Annotated in this window: 26 protein-coding genes and 1 other annotated feature; of the genes, 15 read left to right on the forward strand and 11 right to left on the reverse strand. The window is 52.9% G+C overall.

Annotated elements, in window-relative coordinates:
• The first annotated feature begins 8 nt into the window (after nucleotides 1–8).
• From chbR to chbG, 3 genes are all read left to right on the forward strand, one after another.
• A complete protein-coding gene (chbR, locus tag AL479_RS19815) occupies nucleotides 9–851 on the forward strand; it encodes a transcriptional regulator ChbR (protein ID WP_081093688.1) in 843 nt (280 codons plus the stop codon).
• A 119-nt stretch (nucleotides 852–970) separates the two neighbouring features.
• Nucleotides 971–2326 (forward strand): 6-phospho-beta-glucosidase, encoded by a 1356-nt coding sequence (locus AL479_RS19820; protein ID WP_061077318.1) that lies wholly within the window; start codon nucleotides 971–973, stop codon nucleotides 2324–2326.
• Between the two features lie 11 nt (nucleotides 2327–2337).
• Complete coding sequence (gene chbG / locus AL479_RS19825; protein ID WP_061077319.1) at nucleotides 2338–3096, forward strand: chitin disaccharide deacetylase; 759 nt, start codon at nucleotides 2338–2340, stop codon at nucleotides 3094–3096.
• A gap of 51 nt (nucleotides 3097–3147) precedes the next feature.
• On the opposite strand, the gene katE is transcribed toward chbG, so the two are convergent.
• On the reverse strand, nucleotides 3148–5406 hold the full coding sequence (gene katE, locus AL479_RS19830; RefSeq protein ID WP_061077320.1) for a catalase HPII: 2259 nt from the start codon (nucleotides 5404–5406) through the stop codon (nucleotides 3148–3150).
• Between the two features lie 213 nt (nucleotides 5407–5619).
• Between katE and cedA the strand changes: the two genes are divergently transcribed.
• Nucleotides 5620–5862: a cell division activator CedA gene (gene cedA / locus AL479_RS19835; protein WP_061077321.1), complete on the forward strand. Its 243-nt coding sequence runs from the start codon at nucleotides 5620–5622 to the stop codon at nucleotides 5860–5862.
• A 51-nt stretch (nucleotides 5863–5913) separates the two neighbouring features.
• Here the strand turns inward: cedA and tcyP are convergent, their stop codons facing one another.
• The 4 genes from tcyP to hxpB all read right to left on the reverse strand — a co-directional run bounded on the left by tcyP (nucleotide 5914) and on the right by hxpB (nucleotide 9701).
• Nucleotides 5914–7305: a cystine/sulfocysteine:cation symporter gene (tcyP, locus tag AL479_RS19840; protein ID WP_061077322.1), complete on the reverse strand. Its 1392-nt coding sequence runs from the start codon at nucleotides 7303–7305 to the stop codon at nucleotides 5914–5916.
• 132 nt (nucleotides 7306–7437) lie between these two features.
• Nucleotides 7438–8028 (reverse strand): metal-dependent hydrolase, encoded by a 591-nt coding sequence (locus tag AL479_RS19845; protein WP_043000884.1) that lies wholly within the window; start codon nucleotides 8026–8028, stop codon nucleotides 7438–7440.
• Between the two features lie 95 nt (nucleotides 8029–8123).
• A complete protein-coding gene (gene kduD, locus AL479_RS19850; RefSeq protein WP_061077323.1) occupies nucleotides 8124–8885 on the reverse strand; it encodes a 2-dehydro-3-deoxy-D-gluconate 5-dehydrogenase KduD in 762 nt (253 codons plus the stop codon).
• 147 nt (nucleotides 8886–9032) lie between these two features.
• Complete coding sequence (hxpB, locus tag AL479_RS19855) at nucleotides 9033–9701, reverse strand: hexitol phosphatase HxpB (protein WP_061077324.1); 669 nt, start codon at nucleotides 9699–9701, stop codon at nucleotides 9033–9035.
• 137 nt (nucleotides 9702–9838) lie between these two features.
• Between hxpB and AL479_RS19860 the strand changes: the two genes are divergently transcribed.
• A complete protein-coding gene (locus AL479_RS19860; protein WP_061077325.1) occupies nucleotides 9839–10375 on the forward strand; it encodes a YniB family protein in 537 nt (178 codons plus the stop codon).
• Between the two features lie 208 nt (nucleotides 10376–10583).
• Here AL479_RS19860 and AL479_RS19865 read toward each other — a convergent pair whose 3' ends face one another.
• The 3 genes from AL479_RS19865 to pfkB all read right to left on the reverse strand — a co-directional run bounded on the left by AL479_RS19865 (nucleotide 10584) and on the right by pfkB (nucleotide 12874).
• Entirely contained in the window at nucleotides 10584–11444 is an 861-nt protein-coding gene (locus AL479_RS19865; RefSeq protein ID WP_043000880.1) for a fructosamine kinase family protein, read from the reverse strand.
• Between the two features lie 106 nt (nucleotides 11445–11550).
• Nucleotides 11551–11841: a type V toxin-antitoxin system endoribonuclease antitoxin GhoS gene (gene ghoS, locus AL479_RS19870; protein ID WP_061077326.1), complete on the reverse strand. Its 291-nt coding sequence runs from the start codon at nucleotides 11839–11841 to the stop codon at nucleotides 11551–11553.
• A gap of 100 nt (nucleotides 11842–11941) precedes the next feature.
• The gene (gene pfkB, locus AL479_RS19875) at nucleotides 11942–12874 is read right to left on the reverse strand and encodes a 6-phosphofructokinase II (RefSeq protein WP_061077327.1); all 933 of its coding nucleotides are present in this window, start codon (nucleotides 12872–12874) and stop codon (nucleotides 11942–11944) included.
• A gap of 286 nt (nucleotides 12875–13160) precedes the next feature.
• On the opposite strand from pfkB, the gene AL479_RS19880 reads away from it, so the two are divergent.
• On the forward strand, nucleotides 13161–13919 hold the full coding sequence (locus AL479_RS19880; RefSeq protein WP_102601952.1) for a DUF481 domain-containing protein: 759 nt from the start codon (nucleotides 13161–13163) through the stop codon (nucleotides 13917–13919).
• A 108-nt stretch (nucleotides 13920–14027) separates the two neighbouring features.
• On the opposite strand, the gene yniD is transcribed toward AL479_RS19880, so the two are convergent.
• From yniD to AL479_RS19895, 3 genes are all read right to left on the reverse strand, one after another.
• Nucleotides 14028–14135, reverse strand: a complete 108-nt coding sequence (gene yniD / locus AL479_RS19885) for a small membrane protein YniD (RefSeq protein WP_086512613.1) — start codon at nucleotides 14133–14135, stop codon at nucleotides 14028–14030.
• A 112-nt stretch (nucleotides 14136–14247) separates the two neighbouring features.
• A complete protein-coding gene (locus tag AL479_RS19890) occupies nucleotides 14248–15066 on the reverse strand; it encodes a helix-turn-helix domain-containing protein (protein ID WP_071887668.1) in 819 nt (272 codons plus the stop codon).
• Between the two features lie 27 nt (nucleotides 15067–15093).
• On the reverse strand, nucleotides 15094–15405 hold the full coding sequence (locus tag AL479_RS19895; RefSeq protein ID WP_061077329.1) for a DUF6506 family protein: 312 nt from the start codon (nucleotides 15403–15405) through the stop codon (nucleotides 15094–15096).
• Nucleotides 15406–15756: 351 nt separating this feature from the next.
• On the opposite strand from AL479_RS19895, the gene thrS reads away from it, so the two are divergent.
• The 9 genes from thrS (at nucleotide 15757) to btuC (ending at nucleotide 24047) form a co-directional block, all read left to right on the forward strand.
• A complete protein-coding gene (thrS, locus tag AL479_RS19900; RefSeq protein ID WP_061077330.1) occupies nucleotides 15757–17685 on the forward strand; it encodes a threonine--tRNA ligase in 1929 nt (642 codons plus the stop codon).
• Nucleotides 17686–17688: 3 nt separating this feature from the next.
• Nucleotides 17689–18231, forward strand: coding sequence for a translation initiation factor IF-3 (infC, locus tag AL479_RS19905; RefSeq protein ID WP_043000875.1), 543 nt, complete (start codon nucleotides 17689–17691; stop codon nucleotides 18229–18231).
• A 95-nt stretch (nucleotides 18232–18326) separates the two neighbouring features.
• Complete coding sequence (gene rpmI / locus AL479_RS19910) at nucleotides 18327–18524, forward strand: 50S ribosomal protein L35 (protein WP_003030583.1); 198 nt, start codon at nucleotides 18327–18329, stop codon at nucleotides 18522–18524.
• An 89-nt stretch (nucleotides 18525–18613) separates the two neighbouring features.
• Nucleotides 18614–18970, forward strand: coding sequence for a 50S ribosomal protein L20 (gene rplT / locus AL479_RS19915; RefSeq protein ID WP_000124850.1), 357 nt, complete (start codon nucleotides 18614–18616; stop codon nucleotides 18968–18970).
• Nucleotides 18971–19089: 119 nt separating this feature from the next.
• Nucleotides 19090–19213: a sequence feature (Phe leader region), on the forward strand.
• Nucleotides 19095–19139, forward strand: a complete 45-nt coding sequence (gene pheM, locus AL479_RS23970; RefSeq protein WP_001386830.1) for a pheST operon leader peptide PheM — start codon at nucleotides 19095–19097, stop codon at nucleotides 19137–19139. (Overlaps the previous feature by 45 nt.)
• 62 nt (nucleotides 19214–19275) lie before the next feature.
• The gene (gene pheS / locus AL479_RS19925) at nucleotides 19276–20259 is read left to right on the forward strand and encodes a phenylalanine--tRNA ligase subunit alpha (RefSeq protein WP_044265459.1); all 984 of its coding nucleotides are present in this window, start codon (nucleotides 19276–19278) and stop codon (nucleotides 20257–20259) included.
• A 15-nt stretch (nucleotides 20260–20274) separates the two neighbouring features.
• Nucleotides 20275–22662, forward strand: coding sequence for a phenylalanine--tRNA ligase subunit beta (gene pheT, locus AL479_RS19930; RefSeq protein ID WP_061077331.1), 2388 nt, complete (start codon nucleotides 20275–20277; stop codon nucleotides 22660–22662).
• Nucleotides 22663–22666: 4 nt separating this feature from the next.
• Nucleotides 22667–22966: an integration host factor subunit alpha gene (gene ihfA, locus AL479_RS19935; RefSeq protein ID WP_001229265.1), complete on the forward strand. Its 300-nt coding sequence runs from the start codon at nucleotides 22667–22669 to the stop codon at nucleotides 22964–22966.
• Nucleotides 22967–23066: 100 nt separating this feature from the next.
• Nucleotides 23067–24047 (forward strand): vitamin B12 ABC transporter permease BtuC, encoded by a 981-nt coding sequence (btuC, locus tag AL479_RS19940; RefSeq protein WP_102601948.1) that lies wholly within the window; start codon nucleotides 23067–23069, stop codon nucleotides 24045–24047.
• The last annotated feature ends 35 nt before the right edge of the window (nucleotides 24048–24082 follow it).

Consider the following 24082-nt stretch of genomic DNA (forward strand, 5'->3'; position numbering starts at 1 on the left):
AGGAGTTGATGATGCAACACCAGGCTACCGCACCGGAAATCACCATTGCCCGTGAACAACAGTTGTTTAACGGTAAAAATTTCCATGTCTTTATCTACAACAAGACGGAGAGCGCCTGCGGTCTGCATCAGCACGATTACTATGAGTTTACGCTGGTGCTCACGGGTCGCTATTACCAGGAGATCAACGGTAAACGTGTGCTGCTGGAACGGGGTGACTTTGTGTTTGTTCCGCTCGGTTCGCACCATCAGAGCTTCTACGAGTTCGGCTCGACGCGTATTCTTAACGTTGGCATCAGTAAACGTTTTTTTGAACAGCACTACAGCCCGCTCATGCCGTTCTGTTTCGTGGCATCGCAGGTCTATCGCACCAACAGCGCATTTTTAACCTACGTCGAGACGGTTATCGCCTCGCTCAACTTTCGTGATACCGGGCTGGAAGAGTTTGTCGAAGTGGTCACCTTCTACATTATCAACCGCCTGCGCCATTATCGTGAAGAACAGGTTCTTGATGATATTCCGCAGTGGCTGAAAGCCACCGTGGAAACCATGCACAATAAAGCGCAGTTTGGCGAAAATGCTCTGGAAAATATGGTTTTTCTGTCCGCAAAGTCCCAGGAATACCTGACGCGAGCGACCCAGCGTTATTACAGCAAAACGCCGATGCAATTAATTAATGAAATTCGCATCAACTTTGCCAAGAAACAGCTGGAGATGACTAACTACTCCGTAACAGATATTGCGTATGAAGCGGGATACAGTAGTCCAAGTCTGTTTATTAAGACGTTTAAAAAAATGACGTCATTTACGCCTAATAGCTACAGAAAAAAACTCACGCAATATAATCAGTAATTATTTTACTCAACAACCAGGTTTACGCTTGCCCATTATTGACGCGGGACGTCTGTGTCATATCTGACAGAAGGGCAGAGCCTCATTCACGCCAGTGTTAAGCACTGAAGGGAGAAACGATGAGCCAGAAATTAAAAGTCGTCACCATTGGTGGCGGCAGCAGCTATACCCCAGAATTGCTGGAAGGATTTATTAAACGCTACCATGAGCTGCCGGTTTCCGAATTGTGGCTGGTTGACGTCGAAGGCGGCGAAGAGAAACTGGATATTATTTACCAGCTTTGCCAGCGGATGATCGAAAAAGCAGGCGTGCCGATGAAGGTGTTTAAAACCCTGGATCGCCGTGAAGCGCTGAAAGATGCCGATTTCGTGACCACGCAGCTGCGCGTAGGACAGTTGAAAGCGCGTGAACTGGATGAGCGTATTCCGCTGAGCCATGGCTACCTGGGTCAGGAAACCAACGGTGCCGGTGGGCTGTTTAAAGGACTGCGCACGATCCCGGTGATTTTCGACATTATTAAAGATGTGGAAGAACTGTGTCCGAATGCCTGGGTGATCAACTTTACTAACCCGGCTGGCATGGTGACCGAAGCGGTCTATCGTCATACGAACTTCAAACGCTTTATTGGCGTGTGCAACATTCCGGTCGGGATGAAGATGTTCATCCACGATGTGCTGGCGCTGAAAGAGAGTGACGACCTGTCGATCGACCTGTTTGGCCTCAACCACATGGTGTTCATCAAAGATGTGATCGTTAATGGGCAGTCACGCTTTGCTGAGCTGTTGGACGGCGTGGCCTCGGGCCAGCTTAAAGCGTCCACGGTGAAAAACATTTTCGATCTGCCGTTTAGCGAAGGGCTCATTCGTTCTCTGAATCTGCTGCCATGCTCGTATCTGCTGTACTACTTCAAGCAAAAAGAGATGCTGGCGATTGAGATGGGTGAATACTACAAGGGCGGCGCGCGGGCCCAGGTGGTACAGAAGGTCGAGAAACAGCTGTTCGATCTGTATAAGAACCCGGAGCTGAACATCAAGCCGAAGGAGCTGGAGCAGCGCGGGGGCGCGTACTACTCTGACGCCGCCTGTGAAGTCATTAATGCGATTTTCAATGACAAGCAAACCGAGCATTACGTCAACATTCCGCATCACGGCCACGTCGATAACATTCCGGCCGACTGGGCGGTCGAGATGACCTGTACGTTGGGTCGCGATGGGGCAACGCCGACGCCGCGTATCACCCATTTTGACGAGAAAGTGTTGGGATTGATCTATACCATCAAAGGCTTTGAAGTCGCTGCCAGTAACGCGGCGCTGAGCGGTGAGTTTAACGATGTTCTGTTAGCGCTGAATCTGAGTCCGCTGGTGCATTCGGATCACGACGCAGAAGGGCTGGCGCGTGAACTGATTCTGGCGCACGAAAAATGGTTGCCAAACTTTGCCGGGTGCATTGCGAAGCTTAAAGACGCACAACACTAAAGAGGTCGGCTATGGAACGCTTATTGATTGTAAACGCGGATGATTTTGGTCTGAGCAAAGGGCAAAACTACGGCATCGTGGAGGCCTGTCGTCACGGCGTGGTGACCTCGACTACGGCGATGGTGAACGGTGATGCCATTGAGCATGCGGTCACCTTAAGCCGCGATCTGCCGACACTGGCGGTAGGGATGCACTTTGTTCTGACGTTGGGAAAACCACTGACCGAGATGCCGGGATTAACCCGTGAAGGGCGTCTGGGAAAATGGATCTGGCAGATGGCAGAGGAAGATACGCTGCCGCTGGACGAAATCGCCCGTGAGCTTGCCAGTCAGTACCAGCGTTTCATCGACCTGTTCGGGCGGGAGCCGACGCATCTGGATAGCCATCACCATGTGCATATGTTCCCGCAGATCTTCCCCCTTGTCGCACGTTTTGCCGCAGAGCGTAATATTGCGCTGCGTATTGATCGTCAGCCGGTGTTCAGGACCGGCGATCTCCCGGCGACGCTGCGTAGCTCGCAAGGGTTCAGCAGTGAGTTTTACGGGGAAGCGATTTCTGAATCGTTGTTCCTGCAGGCACTCGAGGCATCAGCAAAACGTGGAGAATCCTCACTGGAAGTAATGTGTCACCCGGCGTTTATCGACAGTATCATCCGTCAGAGCGCCTATTGTTACCCCCGCTTGACTGAACTGGACGTGCTGACGTCGGCATCGCTCAAGTATGCGATTGCAGAGCGTGGCTACCGTCTGGGCAGTTTTCTTGATGTCTGACTCCTGAGTTTGCGGCGCGTGGTGCGCCGCTTTTTTTGCCTGCGATTTGCCTCAGGCCGGTATGGCCGGGATTTTAGCCGTTCTCGACCAGACGCGGTGGGCTGCCATCTGCGTAAACAGTTCATCCATAAAACGGCTATCCGCGTCACCACCTTCTACAACGCCTTCCTCACCCTGACTGTCGATGTGAAGTCGCGCTTTAAAGCGCCGGGCTTCACCTGCGAGAGCGATGGGTTTGAGATGCTTATACGCTTCCAGCAGGTAATATTGTGCATCGCCGTTGTCCTCGATATCGGCAATATCACCGCACGGTACAATAACGGCATCTACGGTGAGAGACGGCGCACCGGCAAAAGTGGCGGCGATGGTCAGTCGTGAACCGTCATCGGCAATAACGTCCCCCATCCGTGAATAGAGCAGTTTTGCATGAACGCCTTTCGCCTGAAGTGCCTGCAAAATGGACATCAGATCGGCTGATTTGACCTTGCCGTTGAGTAAAATCCCGACAACGCGGCCTTTAATATCGCCGTCCGGCACGGCATACAGACTGAGCGAAGGATCTTTCTTCAGTCCGCTCACCTCTGGTGGCGGTGCAATTTGTGTCTGTTCATCGCTTAACGCAATACCCAGATTTTTCCCGACCGCCTGCGCGAGGTTAATGTCGATATGCGCCAGTTGGTCGACCACCCGTTCACGGATCCAGGTACGAACGACCTTACTCAACTCAAAGCTGAAGGCATCGACGATATGCAACTGCTCGACTGGCGTCTGGCTTGACCAGAACAGACGCGGATGAGCGTAGTATTCGCCAAATGAGGGACTACGTTCGCGGATCTTGTCGCCTTCGATGCGTTCCTGATATGACTCAAAGCCGCCGCGTTTCGGCCCCGGCGGCGTTTCACGTGGCCAGTTGTCATTGATGGAATTGGGTTCATAGTTAGCCGGGTTGGTGTCGATACTCATCCGATGCATCCCGTCACGCTGGAAGTTGTGATACGGGCAGGTCGGACGGTTGATCGGAATTTCATGGAAATTGGCTCCCCCCAGACGGCTAATCTGCGTATCGGTATAGGAGAACAAACGGCCCTGCAACAGCGGATCGTTTGTGAAATCTATGCCAGGGACGATATGGCCGGGATGGAAGGCGACCTGTTCGTTTTCGGCGAAGAAATTATCGGGATTGCGGTTCAGTACCATTTTACCGACGCGCTGAACCGGAACCAGCGCTTCGGGGATCAGCTTGGTGGGATCCAGTAAGTCAAAATCGAATTTCAACTCGTCCTCTTCCGGGATCAGTTGCAGTCCCAGCTCATATTCCGGGAAATCACCGGCTTCAATGGCTTCCCACAATTCCCGGCGATGGAAGTCCGGGTCGCGACCGGTCAGCTTCTGCGCTTCATCCCATACCAGTGAGGCTTTACCTGCCAGAGGTTTCCAGTGAAAACGAACGAAGGTGGCTTTGCCCGCCGCATTGATCAGGCGAAAAGTGTGAATCCCAAAGCCTTCCATCGTGCGATAACTGCGTGGAATGCCGCGATCGGACATCGCCCACATGACGTTATGCAGGGTTTCGGGCTGTAACGACACGTAATCCCAGAAGGTGTCATGTGCGCTTTGCCCCTGGGGGATTGCCCAGTGCGGTTCCGGTTTCACTGCGTGGACGAAATCAGGAAACTTGTGCGCATCCTGAATAAAAAAGACAGGGGTATTATTGCCGACCAGGTCAAAAATCCCTTCTTCAGTGTAAAACTTGGTGGCAAAACCACGGATATCACGCACCGTATCCGCTGAGCCTGCGCCGCCCTGAACAGTGGAAAAACGCACGAAGATCGGGGTGATTTTATCCGGATCGGAGAGAAAGTCGGCTTTAGTGATGTCGCCAAGGTTTTTGTAGGGCTGGAAGTAACCGTGCGCAGCCGAGCCGCGCGCATGGACGATCCTCTCGGGAATGCGCTCATGGTCAAAATGGGTGATTTTTTCGCGCAAGATAAAATCTTCAAGCAGCGTAGGACCACGGTGTCCGGCGCGCAGTGAATTCTGGTCGTCGGCAATGCGTACCCCCTGATTGGTGGTGAGGGCGTAATTCTCGCTGCCTGTGCGGACGTTCTCCAGTTCGCTCAGCTTTTTATTGCCAGTATCCGGGGCTTTCAGACTGCCGGGCGCCGTGGGGTGCATGCCGGGAGGCGTCGGTTCAGGAACAGGACGATACGAGTCGTCGTCAGGCGCCAGAGAGTCCAGGCCCGGTTTTGCTTCGCGCGGATCGTGTACCGGTGATTGATGTGGGTGGGGATTTTTCTCGTTATGCGACATTGAACTCGTCTCCATTTTTCATTGCTGAAAGGGTCGTTGTTTTTGTCAAAAAACCCCCTAACTATAGTCCACTCGTGTGATCCCGCCGGGCAGAACGCGGATGACAACGTGGGTTGACAGGGGAAAGAGCACGCCCGGAGCAGGACGGGCGGGGGTATAATCGGCTAAGATAGTTCTTTTCTGATTTTTGAATTTGTCTTAGTGAAGCTATTAATGATGAAACCTCTTCGCCAACAAAATCGTCCGGTTATTAGCTATGTTCCGCGTGTTGAACCTGCGCCGCCCGAACATGCGATAAAAATGGACGCGTTTCGTGACGTGTGGATATTGCGCGGGAAGTATGTCGCGTTTGTCTTAATGGGGGAGTCGTTCCAGCGATCGCCGACGTTCAGCGAGGCGGAATCAGCCCAGCGCTGGGCAAATCAGGTCCGTCAGGAAAACGAAATAGCGGATTAATTCCGGCATAAAAAAACCGCCCCGAAGGGCGGTTTTCTGTTTTGGGGACGCTTAGTGATGCGCCAGTTCGGCGTCGTCTTCACTGTCCAGAATGGTTTTATCGGTTTGCTTCAGCCACTGGCTGGTCAGCGTACCGGCAGTCATCGACCCGCTGACGTTCAGCGCGGTGCGGCCCATGTCAATCAGTGGCTCAACGGAGATGAGCAGCGCCACCAGCGTGACAGGCAGCCCCATCGCGGGCAGTACGATCAGCGCGGCGAACGTGGCACCGCCACCGACACCGGCCACCCCGGCGGAGCTGACGGTCACAATGCCGACCAGCGTCGCAATCCACACCGGATCCAGCGGGTTAATACCGACCGTCGGCGCCACCATCACGGCCAGCATGGCCGGATACAAACCGGCACAGCCATTCTGACCAATTGTCGCACCAAAGGAGGCCGCGAAGCTGGCGATAGATTCCGGCACGCCCAGACGACGGGTTTGCGCTTCCACGTTCAGCGGGATAGAGGCGGCGCTGGAACGGCTGGTAAACGCGAAGGTCAGAACCGGCCACACTTTGCGGAAGTACTTGAGCGGGCTCACGCCGTTCACGCCCAACAGTACGCCGTGGACCACGAACATAATGCCCAGACCGAGATACGAGGCGATGACAAAGTTACCCAGCTTAATGATGTCCTGCAGGTTGGAACCCGCCACCACTTTGGTCATCAGCGCCAGTACGCCGTAAGGCGTTAACTGCATGACCAGGCGGACCAGTTTCATCACCCAGCTTTGCAGGGTGTCGATAGCCGTCAGCACGCGCTCGCCTTTCGGCGCGTCATCTTTCAGCAGTTTCAGCGCGGCGACACCGAGGAAGGCGGCAAAAATGACCACGCTGATAATGGACGTCGGGTTCGCGCCGGTCAGATCGGCAAACGGGTTTTTCGGTACAAATGAGAGCACCAGCTGTGGGACGCTGAGATCGGCCACTTTACCGACATAGTTGGTTTCAATGGCATTCAGTCGCGCCGTTTCAGCACCGCCCTGAACCAGACCTTCAGCGGTCAGGCCAAACAGATTGGTCACCAGCACACCGACCAGTGCGGCAATCAATGTGGTAAACAGCAGGGTTCCGATGGTCAGGAAGCTGATTTTCCCCAACTGCGAGGCGTTATGCAGGCGGGCAACTGCACTCAGAATTGAGGCAAATACCAGCGGCATGACGATCATTTGCAGCAGTTGAACATAACCGTTGCCGACGATGTTGAACCACTGGACGGAATCTTTCAGCACCTGGCTGTCAGAGCCATAAATGGTGTGCAGCGCAAGGCCAAAGACCACACCCATGACCAGACCGACCAGCACTTTCTTTGCCAGACTCCACTGTTTATGACGGGCTTGCGCCAGCACAAACAGCAGAATGACGAACACCACAATGTTCGCGATTAATGGAAAATTCATCCCCGTTCTCCTGATTTTATTATTCGTCCCGCTGTGTCACAGCGATCCTGTTGCCGCAAGGTTAGCAGAACTGTGACCTGGCTCTTATATTCAAATGGAATTGTTTATGCCAAAAACGATAATTCCGCTGCTTTACTGGTCGATTTGATGCTTTATAAAGCGATTGAACTGCCATTGCAGCGTATTAATCATATCGGATGACCAGCGAACTGCACTGTTCTGGGGCAAGGTTTGTGGCATCCATACCGCCCAGGCAAACAGCGCCATGCAGAGAAACCGCTCCAGTTGATTGCCTTTCTGCGGGACCAGTATCGGCAGACGAAAGCGCCAGCGGCAAGGCCAGAGTAGGGGAACGCCCGCTGGCGTCAGCATATCGGCGGCAATATGGCTCAGATAGCCTATCACCATACCCTGCAAGGCATCGGCGGGGATAACCCAGCTCTCCGGTACTTTCAGGTAGAACGTGGCCAGCAGCGCAAAGACGGCCAGCAGACTGTGAGTGAATCCGCGATGGCCGAACGCACGGGCGATCGGTTTCGAAATCCATTTTAGTCGCTGACCGAGAAATGACTTTGGGTGATCAATGTCCGGTAACAGACAGGTCAGGATGGCGGAAGGAACAATATGCCACCAGTCACCCTGCGCGAGCACGGGCGTGAGTTCCGCGTTTTTAGCAAACACCGCGCAGGCAATGGAAAAGAGGAGGTGACCTTCCGCCGTCATGATAAAACCTGATAAACTGTGAATTCGTACAGTATAGGATTTTTATACAGTGGGCGGAAGTGGTGACGTTGTAACTCTTTGTCAATAATGCGCGTTTAACGCGCTAACCAACCACCATCGACGGCCAGCGTATAGCCGTTGATGTAATCTGCTGCCTTCGAGGCGAGGAAGACGACCGGACCCTGCAGATCGTCTGGCGTTCCCCAACGGCCCGCCGGGATACGATCGACAATCTCTTTATTGCGTTCAGCATCTTCCCGCAGTTGTTGGGTGTTGTTGGTTGCCATGTAGCCGGGGGCGATGGCGTTGACGTTAATCTGATGCTGCGCCCACTCGTTAGCTAACAGTCGGGTAATGCCCAGAACGCCGCTCTTTGAGGCCGTATAGGACGGGACGCGAATGCCGCCCTGAAACGACAGCATTGACGCGATATTGATGATTTTTCCGCCCTGACCCTGGGCAATGAACTGGCGTGCAACGGCCTGGGAGAGAAAGAAGAGCGACTTGAGATTCAGGTTCATCACGTCGTCCCAGTCTTTTTCCGTAAAACTGAGCGCGTCTTCGCGACGAATGGTCCCGGCGTTGTTCACCAGAATGTCGATGCGACCGAATTTCTCTACCGCCTTCGCGATAACGTCCGCGATGACCGCTTGCTGGCTCAGATCGGCCTGTATGGCGAAAAAGCGGCGACCCAGCGCTTCTACTTTGGCAGCGGTGTCATGAGGAACCTTGCGGTTCACGCCGATGATATCGCAACCGGCTTGCGCCAGTGCGACAGTCATCCCTTGCCCGAGCCCGGTATCACAACCGGTGACGATGGCGACTTTACCTGTGAGACGAAATGCATCCAGAATCATAATGACCTCGGCTATCCGTTTTTATCTGTTATGTGCCTGAAAGAAGGATAGGAGAGGAACGGAAAGAATACAATTAAAAATGAAACGTTGTTTTAATTTTGTTGACTGGCTGGCAAAACGGGCAATGTGATCATTGCCCGAACCCGGTTAGCCAAGTAAATCGGCGATGGTCAGTTCCGTGAGTGAGTTGAGCCTGACGTCGGCGAGGATATAGCGCGGATCGTGTCGCACCTCTTTGTCCGGTACGACGATGGAGCGCATCCGCGCCGCTTTCGATGCCACCATGCCGTTGACGGAATCTTCCAGTGCCACACAGCATAACGGGTCAACGCCCAGTTTCGCCGCGCAGTCGATGTAAACCTGAGGATGAGGTTTGCTGTAGGGCAGTTTTTCCGCGGAGGCGATGGCGTCAAAGCTCTCCCGCAGGTCGAACATTGCCAGTACTTTTTCCAGCATATGCAGAGGGGATGCTGACGCCAGTCCGACCTTCAAACCTTGCGCTTTACACAACGCGACCGCTTCTTTGACGCCCGGTAACAGCGGACGCGTCTCTTCAACCAACGCGATGGCGCGGGTAATGACGCGATCGGTGACCTCCTGGCGGCTCGGCCCGTTCCACGGCTGCTGAGCAAACCAAAGATCGACAACCATATCGATGCGCAGCCCTAGCGTATCCGGGAGTTCGTGACGACGAGTGATATCGACGCCGACGCTTGACAGCACGTCCAGTTCAGCCCGATCCCACAGCGGCTCGGAATCAATCAGTAATCCATCCATATCGAATATGGCCGCAAGAATTTGACGCGGGGTTGACATTACAACCTCTCCTGTTGAGCATTAAATGTAGGGTATTCAGCATTAGCCGCTATCATAACGTTTTTAAAGATCGGGCGAAAAGGGTTATCAGCAGGTAGACTTAAGCCAAAACGACGCGTCTTCATCAAGGGGAACTCATGACGTATCAACAAGCTGGACGCATTGCCGTGTTAAAAAGGATGTTAGGATGGGTGATATTTATCCCGGCGCTCCTCTCCACGCTGATTTCAGCCCTGAAATTTATGTACGCGCACAGCGAAAAGCAGGAAGGGATTAACGCGGTGATGCTCGATTTTACCCACGTCATGATCGACATGATGCGAGTGAATACCCCGTTTCTGAACCTCTTCTGGTACAACTCGCCGACGCCGGATTTCCAGAATAGCCTGAACATTCTGTTCTGGCTGATTTTTGCGCTGATTTTTATCGGGCTGGCGATGCAGGATTCCGGTGCGCGTATGAGTCGCCAGGCGCGGTTTTTACGTGAAGGCGTTGAAGACCAGTTGATTCTGGAGAAAGCCAAGGGCAGCGAAGGGCTGTCACGCGAGCAGATTGAGTCGCGCATTGTGGTTCCACATCACACGATTTTCCTGCAGTTTTTCCCGCTCTACATCCTGCCGGTGATTATCATCATCCTCGGCTATGTGTTCTTTTCCCTGCTGGGATTTGTCTGAATAAAAAGGCCGCCATCCGGCGGCCTTTGAGAGTGATGACAAACCTCGTCTCGTTGCCGGACAAGCAGAGAGTACCTAATTAAAAACGAGGAAAATCAATTCATTGATTTTCGGCTGATAACCACAAAGAAGGAAAAACCACGTTTTTTCCTTCTTTGTTAGCGGTCAGAAAGGCCGCCATCCGGCGGCCTGATGATGTCAGCCATGATTACGCCGCGAGCAGTCTGTCCATTGCCTTCTGCGCAATTACCAGGTGCTGACCGCCAAACAGTCTTGCCCGGTTGAGCAAGGTATAAAGTTGATATACCGGTTGCCGGTCGAGAAAATCTAACGGCAGCGGCGACACCGACTGATAACCATCATAAATTTGCGGCGGCTGTTCGGTATGCAGCGGCAACATCGCCAGGTCGCACTCCCTGTCTCCCCAGTAACAGGCCGGATCAAACAGATACGGACCGTCTGGCCCGAGCGCGCAGTTCCCGGACCACAGATCGCCGTGTAATAAAGAAGGCTGTGGCTGGTGGGAGGCGAGACGCTGTTGCACGTGCTCGACGATGGCGTCGATATTGCCAAAAGCAATCCCTTTTTCCGCCGCCAGTTCGAGTTGCCAGCCAATGCGCTGTTCGGCGAAAAAGGTAGACCAGCGGCGCTGCCAGGCATTGGGCTGCGGTGTGGTCGAGAGCGCGTTATCGAAATCCAGCCCAAACTGCGGCTGATCGCTCCATTCATGCAGGTGGGCAAGCTGCTGCCCCAGAATAAACGCACTGTGCGCATCCAACGGACGGGGAGGGAGATAATCCATCACCAGAAAGCTGTAATCACGATCCGCACCCACCGCCCACACTTTGGGGACCGTCACCGTATGGCTGCGTGATAACAGTTCTAATTGATCGGCTTCTGCCGTGAAGCCTGGAAGCAGTTCTCGCTCATCACATTTAACGAAGAAATCGCGTCCCGCATAGCGTAAATGCCACGCGGCATGAATTTCTCCGCCAGGCAGTTCGTTACGCAGTTCGATTTCGCCTTCACCGAGTTGCTCGCTTAAAAGACGACTGATAGCCTGCCACATGATGTCTCTCCCCATGTTGTCTGCCAGATCATAAGGTTAGCGCAAAGATGCGGTTAAAAAACACGAACTAACGCACACCGTGGACGTGTTTTCGCGGTAATGGCATTTATTGTCCGCTGAGATCCCACTCTTCCCAGGTCACCACGCTGACCTCCGGCATTTTATCTAACGCGCTTTCTGCCAGCCCTGCGGCCAGTGCTTTGACCTCCTCCGGACTCTGGGCGCTAATCAACCCAAAGGTATTGGTGCCCAGTTCATGCACATTTCCGTCATCATCTGTGAGGGTGAGCAGAAAACCGGCACGGGTAAGATGGTTGTTCAGTTCATTTATTTCCGTTAAGGAGTCTTCGTGGAACGTGATAGTAACAACATATCGGGTGATTTCCCCACTGGCCATTTGACACCCCTTTGTAATCTCATGAGTTTGTAGCATAGACGGTGAACGCGTAAGCCGACAGGTTTACGCTAAATTCCCCCTCGAAAAGAGGGGGGAATCATTATGACTGGCTAAGATAAGCGTAGATTTTTTGTGTATCGTCATGGGAGCACAGGCGTGTTCCCAGGTTGATGGTCGCGGCGCTACCGGCCGCAACGCCGAAGCGCACCATATCGTCAAGCGAGGCGCCTTCAGCCAGTTTGAGGGTCATTGCCCCCACCATACTGTCACCCGCGCCCACGGTGCTCTGGCTTTTAACCGGCGGTGGCACAACCTGCACGCAGGTTTTACTGTCCACACCCAGCGCGCCCTGAGGGCCGAGCGAGACAACAACGCGCTGCGCCTTGCCGCTGCGGACAATTTCCTGCGCCGCTTTGCGCACGTCATCAGGCTGGGTAAGTTCGCGATTAACCAGGGCACTGAGTTCTTTCTGGTTGGGTTTGACCAGTTCAATATTGCCAATAGCTAACGCGGCCGTCAGCGCCTCGCCGGAGCTGTCAATGATGCAACGGATCCCCTGTTTCTGCGCGGCGGTAATTAACTGGCTGAGTTTTTCGACTTTGACGCCTGGCGGCAGACTACCGCTGACTACCAGAATGGCACCGGACTCGATCTCCAGGACCTGCTCTTCTATCTGGCGAAACTCATCGTCATTCAGGGCCGCACCGGGCATCACAAAGCGATACTGTTCGCCGCTGGATTCGACATGAACGTGCAGGTTCTGACGCGTCCAGTCTTTTGCATCAATGGTTGCGACCGGAACGTTTTCGTCAGCGAGCAGGGCCACCAGGTGTTCACCGGTTGCACCACCGACGGGGAAAATAGCGGTCGCCGTTCCGCCCAGATGGGCAATGGCGCGAGCGACATTAATACCACCGCCGCCAGGCTCAAATACCGGGGCAGTACAGCGGAGTTTCCCTTCGGGATAGATTTGCGGGGTGATCGTTGCGCTATCGAGAGAGGGCGCAAGCGTCAACGTATAGATACGTACCATCGTTACCTCCTGTTAGGCTGTGTTCAGTCTGGCACCGAATAGCGCTAAAGTGAAGTCATTAACAATATGATTAATTAAAGTTTATTGTTTTAATTTCCCGTAAGGATATATAAATATTTAATTGTTTTGAGAGCTCTCTTATTCAAAAAATGAAATAAGAATTCATTGCTATGTTATTCGAGCCTTTTTATAATTTGTTACCTTTCCTGGGGCGTTTGTCATTGATCCCTCTGAAAGTTTCCGGGACCGTAATGGTCTCTTTTTTTGTTGTACGGACTCTTTATAAATGAAGCTTTTAAAGACAGTTCCCGCTGCCGTTCTGCTGGCGGGGGGCGTGTTTGCGTCGATGTACGCAACTGCCGATGATTCCGTTTTTACTGTCATGGATGATCCCTCAAGTGCGAAGAAACCCTTCGAAGGCAATCTCAATGCCGGTTATCTTGCGCAGTCAGGCAACACGAAAAGTTCTTCTTTGACCGCGGACACGACCATGACCTGGTACGGCCAGACAACGGCCTGGTCACTGTGGGGGAACGCGAGCAACACCTCTTCCAATGATGAACGCTCTTCAGAGAAATATGCGGTTGGCGGTCGTAGTCGTTACAACGTGACCGATTATGACTATCTTTTTGGCCAGGCGAGTTGGCTGACGGATCGTTATAACGGCTACCGTGAGCGCGACGTGTTCACCGCCGGTTATGGTCGCCAGTTCCTTAACGGCCCCGTACACAGCTTCCGTTTTGAATTCGGTCCGGGCGTACGGTACGACGAACATACGGATGGCACAACGGAAACGCAGCCGCTGGGCTATGCTTCTGGCGCGTATGCCTGGCAGATATCAGACAACACCAAATTTACGCAAGGCGTGTCGGTGTTTGGTGCTGAAGATACGACGCTGAACTCCGAGACGGCGCTGAATGTGGCAATCAATGAGCACTTTGGCCTGAAGGTGGCGTACAACGTAACGTGGAACTCCGAACCGCCGGAAACGGCGCCGGAGCATACGGACAGACGTACTACCGTCTCTCTGGGCTACCGGATGTAAGCTGAGGCCAGACTGTTCCCCAGTCTGGCTTTTTTATTGTGGGGTCTGATGTCGATTTATCCGTCAGCGCTTTTATCCAGAATATGCACGTTGCCAGAATCACGACGGCTATCCCCAAATCATTGCCGCCCAGCGTAGCAATAGCATTGCGCCACAGATGACGATCAGGACGACCACCATTTTCCAGTGTTTTTTGGCGAAGCGATTTGATGGCATCATTTATTTCCTGTCGGTTTCAGACGGTTAATCCTAGTGTAACAAATCTGTCAGCCAGGCAGTGAATGGATATGCATCTTGCCTCGTCCATGCAGGAAGGAAAAGAGGGGGGCTATGGCCCGTACTCTGCGAGCGTGTAGGTATAGTAGTTAAGCTGTCGGTACTGACGCTTCAAAAGTTCAGTGGGCGTCAGGTCAGTATAGAGTCGACATGTTTTGATGAAATGCGCTTGATCGTAGTAGCCGTGGCTGAACGCACTCGTCAGGATATCGCCGTCCACCAGTAACTGGCGCAGCGTTCGCTGAAATCGGGCTGTGCGGCAAAAATAGCGCGCATCGACGCCAGTGAATTGATGTACGCGTCGTAGCATCGTCCGCTCAGTCATTCCCAACTGGCTACGGATTGTCGAGAACGACTCGCCGTAATACAGTCGATTCACCGCCTGGATGAGATCGCTGTTCGCCCGTTCGCAACGGTCAACCATTGTTAGCAGCCAACGTTCTAACCGGCTGATACGTTTGTCATACGATAAGTTAATCAATTCCGGGATGGCACAACATAGACCCAGATCGGTGAAGGAAACAGGAACATCATCCAATTCATCCATCGCAATACCCAGCAGGGGAAAACAAGTTGCAGAGCGCAGCCGGATTGAGAGTAAATCGATTTCTCCCTGGGGGGTGAATATCATTCTGGACTTGCGGGGGCGAAGCAGGACGGCCTCGCCCTTTGGGACAATACGGTAATTTGATGTCTGTTGGCTATCCAGCGGTATCGTCGCAATGAGCAGAGGATCGCCCAGGTTGAGCAGCAGTTCGCCTCCGGTACCGGGAAAGAGCGTGGGTAAGGGCGTCCCTGCTGTCATTTGCCAGCACCAGAAATGGGCTATCCAGTTAGCCAGCGCCATACTGGGTGCACTGCATCGTTGCATGTTGATATTTACCTCAGACACCTTGCCTTACTCAAACAGACTGTCTCCACTGCGGTTTCCCAGTCCCGGATGAAGGTCAAAGCGAACGACGCCGACCTGCATTCTGCCTGCTGCCGCTTTCACCATATGCGCAACACCAAGATGGCCGAAACCCGCACATAATTCAATTGCGCGGATCCCCTCATCATAGAGCGCATCAAGGAGTTTACCTGCCTGCTGATAATCGCTCACCGCGATGGTTTTAACCTGCACCTGCTCGGTTTTCACCCATGCGTTATGGGTTTCGGCCACTGCGTGAGGCGCAACAAATATAAATGCAGCTTTTAACGTATCGCTCATGTCACTTGATCCTGTTTCGTTATCGAAACCTGAATCTTACGTTTGACGACGTGAGCGGTATTGTACCAATCCGCCAGTAATGGGGTATTACTCCTCCTCAGGGGCGAAAAACACCTTGCTAACGTCATGATCCAGCCCAATATAAAACAGAAAGGTGCATTCTCCCTTTTTTTAGTGTTACCATCGTTCGACCACATTGCCGCGCTTGCGTAGCGAAAGCGGATGTGTTCCAGATTGTGTGCCAATTTAGCAATTGTTGGTTAGATGGCTGCACAACTAACTGTAAACAAATAAATTTTCTCTTTGTATGTGATCTTGCGTATGGGTCACCACTGCAAATAAGGACATAACATGCCTGTTATTACTCTTCCTGATGGCAGTCAACGCCATTACGACCACGCTGTAAGCCCCATGGATGTTGCGCTGGACATTGGTCCAGGTCTGGCGAAAGCCACCATCGCTGGCCGCGTTAATGGCGAACTGGTTGATGCTTCTGACCTGATCGAAAATGATGCGACGCTCTCTATCATCACCGCAAAAGATGAAGAAGGGCTGGAGATCATTCGTCACTCCTGTGCACACCTGTTAGGTCATGCGATCAAACAACTTTGGCCGAATACCAAAATGGCTATCGGTCCGGTTGTCGACAACGGTTTCTATTATGACGTAGACCTTGACCGTACGTTGACCCAGGAAGACATCGATGCGCTCGAGAAGCGGATGCACGAGCTCGCTGAGAAAAATTACGACGTCATTAAGAAGAAAGTCAGTTGGCACGAAGCGCGTGAAACCTTCGTGAAGCGTGGCGAGATTTATAAAGTTTCCATTCTTGATGAAAACATTGCCCATGATGACAAACCTGGTTTGTATCATCATGAAGAATATGTCGATATGTGCCGCGGTCCGCACGTGCCGAATATGCGCTTCTGCCATCACTTTAAACTGATGAAAACCGCAGGCGCGTACTGGCGTGGCGACAGCGACAATAAGATGTTGCAGCGTATCTACGGTACAGCCTGGGCAGATAAAAAAGCCCTCAGCGCTTATCTGCAACGTCTGGAAGAAGCGGCAAAACGTGACCACCGTAAAATCGGTAAGCAGCTTGACCTGTATCACATGCAGGAAGAAGCGCCGGGTATGGTGTTCTGGCATAACGACGGCTGGACTATTTTCCGCGAACTGGAAGTCTTTGTGCGCTCCAAGCTCAAAGAGTATCAGTATCAGGAAGTGAAAGGGCCGTTCATGATGGACCGCGTGCTGTGGGAAAAAACCGGGCACTGGGACAACTACAAAGATGCGATGTTCACCACCTCTTCAGAGAACCGTGAATACTGCATCAAGCCGATGAACTGTCCGGGTCACGTACAGATTTTTAATCAGGGCCTGAAATCTTACCGCGACCTGCCGCTGCGTATGGCAGAGTTTGGTAGCTGCCATCGTAACGAGCCGTCAGGTGCGTTACATGGTCTGATGCGTGTACGCGGCTTCACCCAGGATGATGCACATATCTTCTGTACTGAAGAGCAAATCCGCGATGAAGTTAACGCCTGCATCCGTATGGTCTACGATATGTACAGCACATTTGGCTTCGAGAAAATCGTGGTCAAACTCTCCACTCGTCCCGAAAAACGCATCGGTAGCGACGAAATGTGGGATCGTGCTGAGGCGGACCTGGCCGTTGCGCTGGAAGAAAACAATATCCCATTTGAATATCAACTGGGTGAAGGCGCATTCTACGGTCCGAAAATTGAATTTACCCTGTATGACTGCCTCGATCGCGCATGGCAGTGCGGTACTGTACAGCTGGACTTCTCTCTGCCGTCTCGTCTGAGCGCCTCCTATGTGGGCGAAAACAACGAGCGTCAGGTACCGGTGATGATTCACCGCGCAATTCTTGGGTCTATGGAACGTTTCATTGGTATCCTGACTGAAGAGTTCGCAGGCTTCTTCCCGACCTGGCTTGCGCCGGTTCAGGTAGTGGTGATGAACATTACTGATTCACAGTCTGAATACGTTAACGAATTGACGCAGAAACTTCAAAATGCGGGCATTCGTGTAAAAGCAGACTTGAGAAATGAGAAGATAGGCTTTAAAATCCGCGAGCACACATTACGTCGTGTCCCTTATATGTTGGTCTGTGGTGATAAAGAAGTGGAAGCAGGCAAAGTTGCCGTTCGCACTCGCCGCGGAAAAGACCTGGGCAGCCTTGACGTATGTGAAGTGATTGAGAAGCTGCAACAAGAGATTCGCAGCCGCAGTCTTCAACAACTGGAGGAATAAGGTATTAAAGGCGGAAAACGAGTTCAAACGGCACGTCCGAATCGTATCAATGGCGAGATTCGCGCCCAGGAAGTTCGCTTAACAGGTCTGGAAGGCGAGCAACTGGGTATTGTGAGTCTGAGAGAAGCAATCGAAAAAGCTGAAGAAGCTGGAGTAGATTTAGTTGAAATCAGCCCTAACGCCGAACCGCCAGTTTGTCGTATCATGGACTACGGCAAGTTCCTTTATGAAAAGAGTAAGTCTTCTAAGGAACAGAAGAAAAAGCAAAAAGTTATCCAGGTTAAGGAAATTAAATTCCGTCCTGGTACCGACGATGGCGATTATCAGGTAAAACTCCGCAGCCTGATTCGCTTTCTGGAAGATGGCGATAAGGCCAAGATCACACTGCGTTTTCGCGGTCGTGAGATGGCCCACCAACAGATTGGTATGGAAGTGCTGACGCGCGTTCGTGACGATCTGAGTGAACTGGCAGTAGTCGAATCCTTCCCTACGAAGATCGAAGGCCGCCAGATGATCATGGTGCTCGCTCCCAAGAAGAAACAGTAGGCCTTCAAGTAGTATTTCCTGTGGAGCCTTTGGGCTTCACAGGTTTTGCTCGCCTGGGTTTCATTTATTAACAATGCGAAGTGGAAGTTATTAAAATGCCAAAAATTAAGACCGTACGCGGTGCTGCTAAGCGCTTCAAAAAAACCGGTGGTGGTGGATTTAAGCGTAAGCACGCAAACCTGCGTCATATTCTGACCAAAAAATCAACTAAGCGTAAACGTCACCTGCGTCCAAAAGGCCTTGTTTCTAAAGGCGATCTGGGTCTGGTTATCGCGTGCCTGCCGTACGCATAAGCCGTTAACGTTTTTTTACTTTTTAATGTCCAACCGATTTCACAGTGGTGAAAGAGGGGGACAAATCAGAATAGATACAGGAGAGCACTATGGCTCGCGTAAAACGTGGTGTAATTGCACGCGCACGTCACAAGAAAATTTTGAAACAAGCCAAAGGTTACTACGGTGCGCGTTCTCGCGTATACCGCGTTGCCTTCCAGGCCGTCATCAAAGCAGGTCAGTATGCTTACCGTGACCGTCGTCAACGTAAGCGTCAGTTCCGTCAACTGTGGATTGCGCGTATCAACGCAGCAGCACGTCAGAACGGTATTTCTTACAGCAAATTCATCAACGGCCTGAAAAAAGCCTCTGTTGAAATCGACCGTAAGATCCTGGCTGACATCGCTGTATTCGACAAAGTAGCGTTCACCGCTCTGGTCGAAAAAGCGAAAGCAGCTCTGGCATAAGCCAGTGAAAAGAGGGAGCCTGGCTCCCTCTCTTTTATTTGTTGTTCCGTCAATGAGTTGACAATTGATCCGTAACCCTTTTCAATAAAGGTTCTCCGGTTTTACCACACAAGGTAACGCAAGCATGAATGCTGCTATTTTCCGCTTCTTTTTTTACTTTAGCACCTGACTCCGGGAGGCTAGCGCGTGAAAGAAGAAACGAAAAACAGCGCAAAAAAGCCTCCATCAGGAGGCTTTTTTTGTGCCCGAAATCGAGAGATTACGTTCAACGAACCGGTGTCTTCACCGACACAATGAGGAAAACCATGTCACATCTCGCAGAACTGGTAGCCAGTGCGAAGGCGGCCATTAATCAGGCGTCAGATGTTGCCGCGTTAGACAATGTGCGCGTCGAATATTTGGGCAAAAAAGGGCACCTGACCCTTCAGATGACGACGCTGCGCGAGCTGCCAGCTGAAGAGCGTCCTGCCGCCGGCGCGGTGATTAACGAAGCGAAAGAGCAGGTACAGCAGGCGCTCAACGCGCGTAAAGCCGATCTGGAAAACGCCGCGCTGAATGCGCGTCTGGCAGCGGAAACCATCGATGTTTCTCTGCCGGGGCGTCGCATTGAAAATGGCGGCCTGCATCCGGTCACCCGTACCATCGATCGCATTGAAAGCTTCTTTGGTGAGCTTGGCTTTACCGTTGCGACCGGCCCGGAAATCGAAGATGACTACCATAACTTCGATGCGCTGAATATTCCTGGTCACCATCCGGCTCGTGCCGATCACGACACCTTCTGGTTTGATGCCACCCGTCTGCTGCGTACTCAGACTTCCGGCGTACAGATTCGTACCATGAAAGATCAGCAGCCGCCGATTCGCATTATTGCGCCGGGTCGTGTGTACCGTAACGACTACGATCAGACGCATACCCCGATGTTCCACCAGATGGAAGGCCTGATTGTGGATACCAACATCAGCTTTACCAATCTGAAAGGGACGTTGCATGACTTCCTGCGTAACTTCTTTGAAGAGGATTTGCAGATTCGTTTCCGTCCTTCTTATTTCCCGTTTACTGAGCCGTCTGCCGAAGTGGACGTGATGGGCAAGAACGGTAAATGGCTGGAAGTGCTGGGTTGCGGCATGGTGCATCCGAACGTTCTGCGTAACGTGGGTATCGACCCGGAAATCTACTCAGGTTTCGCGTTTGGGATGGGGATGGAGCGTCTGACCATGTTGCGTTACGGTGTGACTGACCTGCGTGCGTTCTTCGAAAATGATCTGCGTTTCCTCAAACAGTTTAAATAAAGGCAGGATAAAACAATGAAATTCAGTGAACTGTGGTTACGCGAGTGGGTTAACCCGGCTATCGATAGCGACGCGCTGTCGAATCAAATCACCATGGCGGGCCTGGAAGTTGACGGTGTTGAAGCGGTCGCCGGTGCATTTAACGGCGTCGTCGTGGGTGAAGTGGTTGAATGTGGCCAGCACCCGAATGCGGACAAACTGCGCGTGACGAAAGTTAACGTCGGTGGCGAGCGTCTGCTGGACATCGTCTGCGGCGCGCCAAACTGCCGTCAGGGGCTGAAAGTGGCGGTTGCCACCATCGGTGCCGTTCTGCCGGGCGATTTCAAAATTAAAGCGGCTAAGCTGCGTGGCGAGCCGTCTGAAGGCATGCTGTGCTCCTTCTCCGAACTGGGGATTTCCGACGATCACAGCGGCATTATTGAACTGCCGGCTGATGCGCCGATCGGTACCGATATTCGCGAATACCTGAAGCTTGATGACAACACCATTGAGATCAGCGTTACCCCTAACCGTGCTGACTGCTTAGGCATCATCGGCGTCGCCCGTGATGTGGCCGTGCTGAACAAAGCGCCGCTGGTTGAGCCGGAAATCACGCCGGTTACGGCAACCATCAACGATGTCCTGCCGATTACCGTAGACGCCACTGACGCCTGCCCGCGCTATCTGGGTCGCGTAGTAAAAGGCATCAACGTGAAAGCGCCAACGCCGCTGTGGATGAAAGAAAAACTGCGCCGTTGCGGTATCCGCTCCATTGATGCGGTGGTTGACGTGACCAACTATGTGCTGCTTGAGCTGGGCCAGCCGATGCACGCCTTTGATAAAGACCGCATTGAAGGCGGGATTGTCGTTCGCATGGCGAAAGAGGGCGAAACGCTGGTACTGCTTGATGGCACTGAAGCGAAGCTTAACGCGGATACGCTGGTGATTGCCGATCATAATAAAGCGCTGGCGATGGGCGGTATTTTCGGCGGTGAGCATTCTGGCGTAAACGACGAAACGCAAAATGTGCTACTGGAATGCGCTTTCTTCAGCCCGCTGTCAATTACCGGTCGCGCGCGCCGTCATGGCCTGCATACCGATGCGTCTCACCGTTATGAGCGCGGTGTGGATCCTGCGCTGCAGTACAAAGCGATGGAACGTGCCACCCGTCTGCTGATTGATATCTGCGGCGGTGAAGCGGGTCCGGTCATTGATGTGACGGATGAAACCACGCTGCCTAAGCGCGCGACCATTACGCTGCGTCGTAGCAAACTGGATCGTCTGATTGGTCATCACATTGCCGATGAGCAGGTGAGCGACATTCTGCGCCGTCTGGGTTGCGAAGTGACCGAAGGTGAAGGCGAGTGGCAAGCCGTTGCGCCAAGCTGGCGCTTCGACATGGAAATTGAAGAAGACCTGGTTGAAGAAGTCGCCCGCGTGTATGGCTACGACAACATCCCAGATGAACCGATCCAGGCGGGTCTGATCATGGGGACGCACCGTGAAGCGAATTTGTCTCTGAAGCGTGTGAAAACGCTGTTGAATGACAAAGGCTACCAGGAAGTCATTACTTACAGTTTTGTCGACCCGAAAGTGCAGCAGTTGCTGCATCCGGGTGAAGAGGCGCTGCTGCTGCCAAGCCCGATCTCCAGTGAAATGTCGGCAATGCGCCTGTCGTTATGGACGGGGTTACTGGCAACGGTGGTGTATAACCAGAATCGTCAACAGAACCGCGTGCGTATTTTTGAAAGCGGGCTGCGTTTTGTGCCGGATAACCAGGCCAATCTGGGCATTCGTCAGGATCTGATGCTGGCGGGGGTTATTTGCGGTAACCGTTACGATGAGCACTGGGATCTGGCAAAAGAGACCGTTGATTTCTATGATTTGAAGGGCGATCTGGAAGCGGTGTTGGATCTGACCGGTAAACTCGGTGACATTCAGTTCAGAGCAGAAGCCAATCCGGCACTGCATCCGGGACAGTCTGCAGCGATTTATCTGAAAGGTGAACGCATTGGTTTCATTGGTGTTGTTCATCCTGAGCTGGAACGTAAGCTGGATCTCAATGGCCGTACTCTGGTGTTCGAACTGGAGTGGAACAAGCTCGCAGACCGCGTGGTGCCTCAGGCGCGCGAGATTTCACGCTTCCCGGCGAACCGTCGCGACATCGCTGTGGTTGTCGCCGAAAACGTTCCCGCTGCTGATATTTTATCCGAGTGTAAGAAAGTTGGCGTAAATCAGGTAGTTGGCGTAAACTTATTTGACGTGTACCGTGGTAAGGGTGTTGCGGAGGGGTATAAGAGCCTCGCCATTAGCCTGATCCTTCAGGATACCAGCCGTACACTCGAAGAAGAGGAGATTGCCGCTACCGTCGCCAAATGTGTAGAGGCATTAAAAGAGCGATTCCAGGCATCATTGAGGGATTGAACCTATGGCGCTTACAAAAGCTGAAATGTCAGAATATCTGTTTGATAAGCTTGGGCTTAGCAAGCGGGATGCCAAAGAACTGGTCGAACTGTTTTTCGAAGAGATCCGTCGTGCTCTGGAAAACGGTGAGCAGGTAAAACTCTCTGGTTTTGGTAACTTCGATCTGCGTGATAAGAATCAACGTCCGGGACGTAACCCGAAAACGGGCGAAGATATTCCCATTACAGCACGGCGCGTGGTGACCTTCAGACCCGGTCAGAAGTTAAAGAGCCGAGTCGAAAACGCTTCGCCCAAAGATGAGTAATCAGATCTAACTAAAAAGGCCGCTTTTGCGGCCTTTTTTCTTTTCTGCGGTGATATCGCACCGTAGAATCAATGACATCCTTTTCAGTTGAACGGAAATCATGCTGACTTTTGCCCGTCAACAACAGCGACAACATGTGCGCTGGATCCTGAGCCTGTCGGTGCTGATGCTGCTGACACTGTGGTTAAGCCTGTGCGCCGGCGAGCAGTGGATATCGCCCGCTGACTGGCTGACGTCGCGTGGCGAACTCTTTGTCTGGCAAATTCGCCTTCCGCGCGCGCTGGCTGTTCTGCTGGTGGGCGCGGCGCTGGCTTTGTCCGGCGCAGTGATGCAGGCGCTGTTTGAAAACCCGCTTGCGGAGCCGGGGTTGCTCGGCGTCTCCAACGGGGCGGGCGTGGGGCTGATCGCCGCCGTGCTGCTGGGGAAGGGCGTTCTGCCACACTGGGCGCTTGGACTGTGCGCAATTGCCGGTGCGCTGGTCATTACGTTGATCCTCCTGCGTTTTGCTCGTCGGCATCTTTCGACCAGTCGTCTGCTGCTTGCCGGCGTGGCGCTGGGGATTATCTGTAGCGCGCTGATGACCTGGGCCATCTATTTCTCAACCTCATTCGATCTGCGTCAGTTGATGTACTGGATGATGGGGGGATTCGGTGGCGTCAACTGGGAGCAGGCCTGGCTGATGCTGGCCCTGATTCCGGTGCTGGTGTGGATCTGCTGCCAGTCACAGGCGATGAACATGCTGGCGCTGGGGGAAACCTCTGCCCGACAGCTGGGACTTCCCCTGTGGTTCTGGCGTAATCTGTTGGTGGTTGCTACCGGATGGATGGTCGGTGTCAGCGTGGCGTTGGCCGGGGCCATTGGTTTTATTGGCCTGGTCATCCCCCATATTTTACGCCTGTGCGGCTTAACGGACCATCGCGTGCTGTTACCTGCCTGTGCACTGGCGGGGGCCATTGCGCTGCTGCTGGCCGATGTGGTCGCTCGCCTGGCGCTGGCCTCCGCGGAGTTGCCGATTGGCGTAGTCACCGCGACGCTCGGCGCACCGGTCTTTATCTGGCTGTTACTCAAAGCCGGACGTTAGGTACGACAAGACAGTCTATGATTAGAAGCTGGTAT

Source organism: Citrobacter amalonaticus, from assembly GCF_001559075.2.
GTDB lineage: Bacteria > Pseudomonadota > Gammaproteobacteria > Enterobacterales > Enterobacteriaceae > Citrobacter_A > Citrobacter_A amalonaticus_F.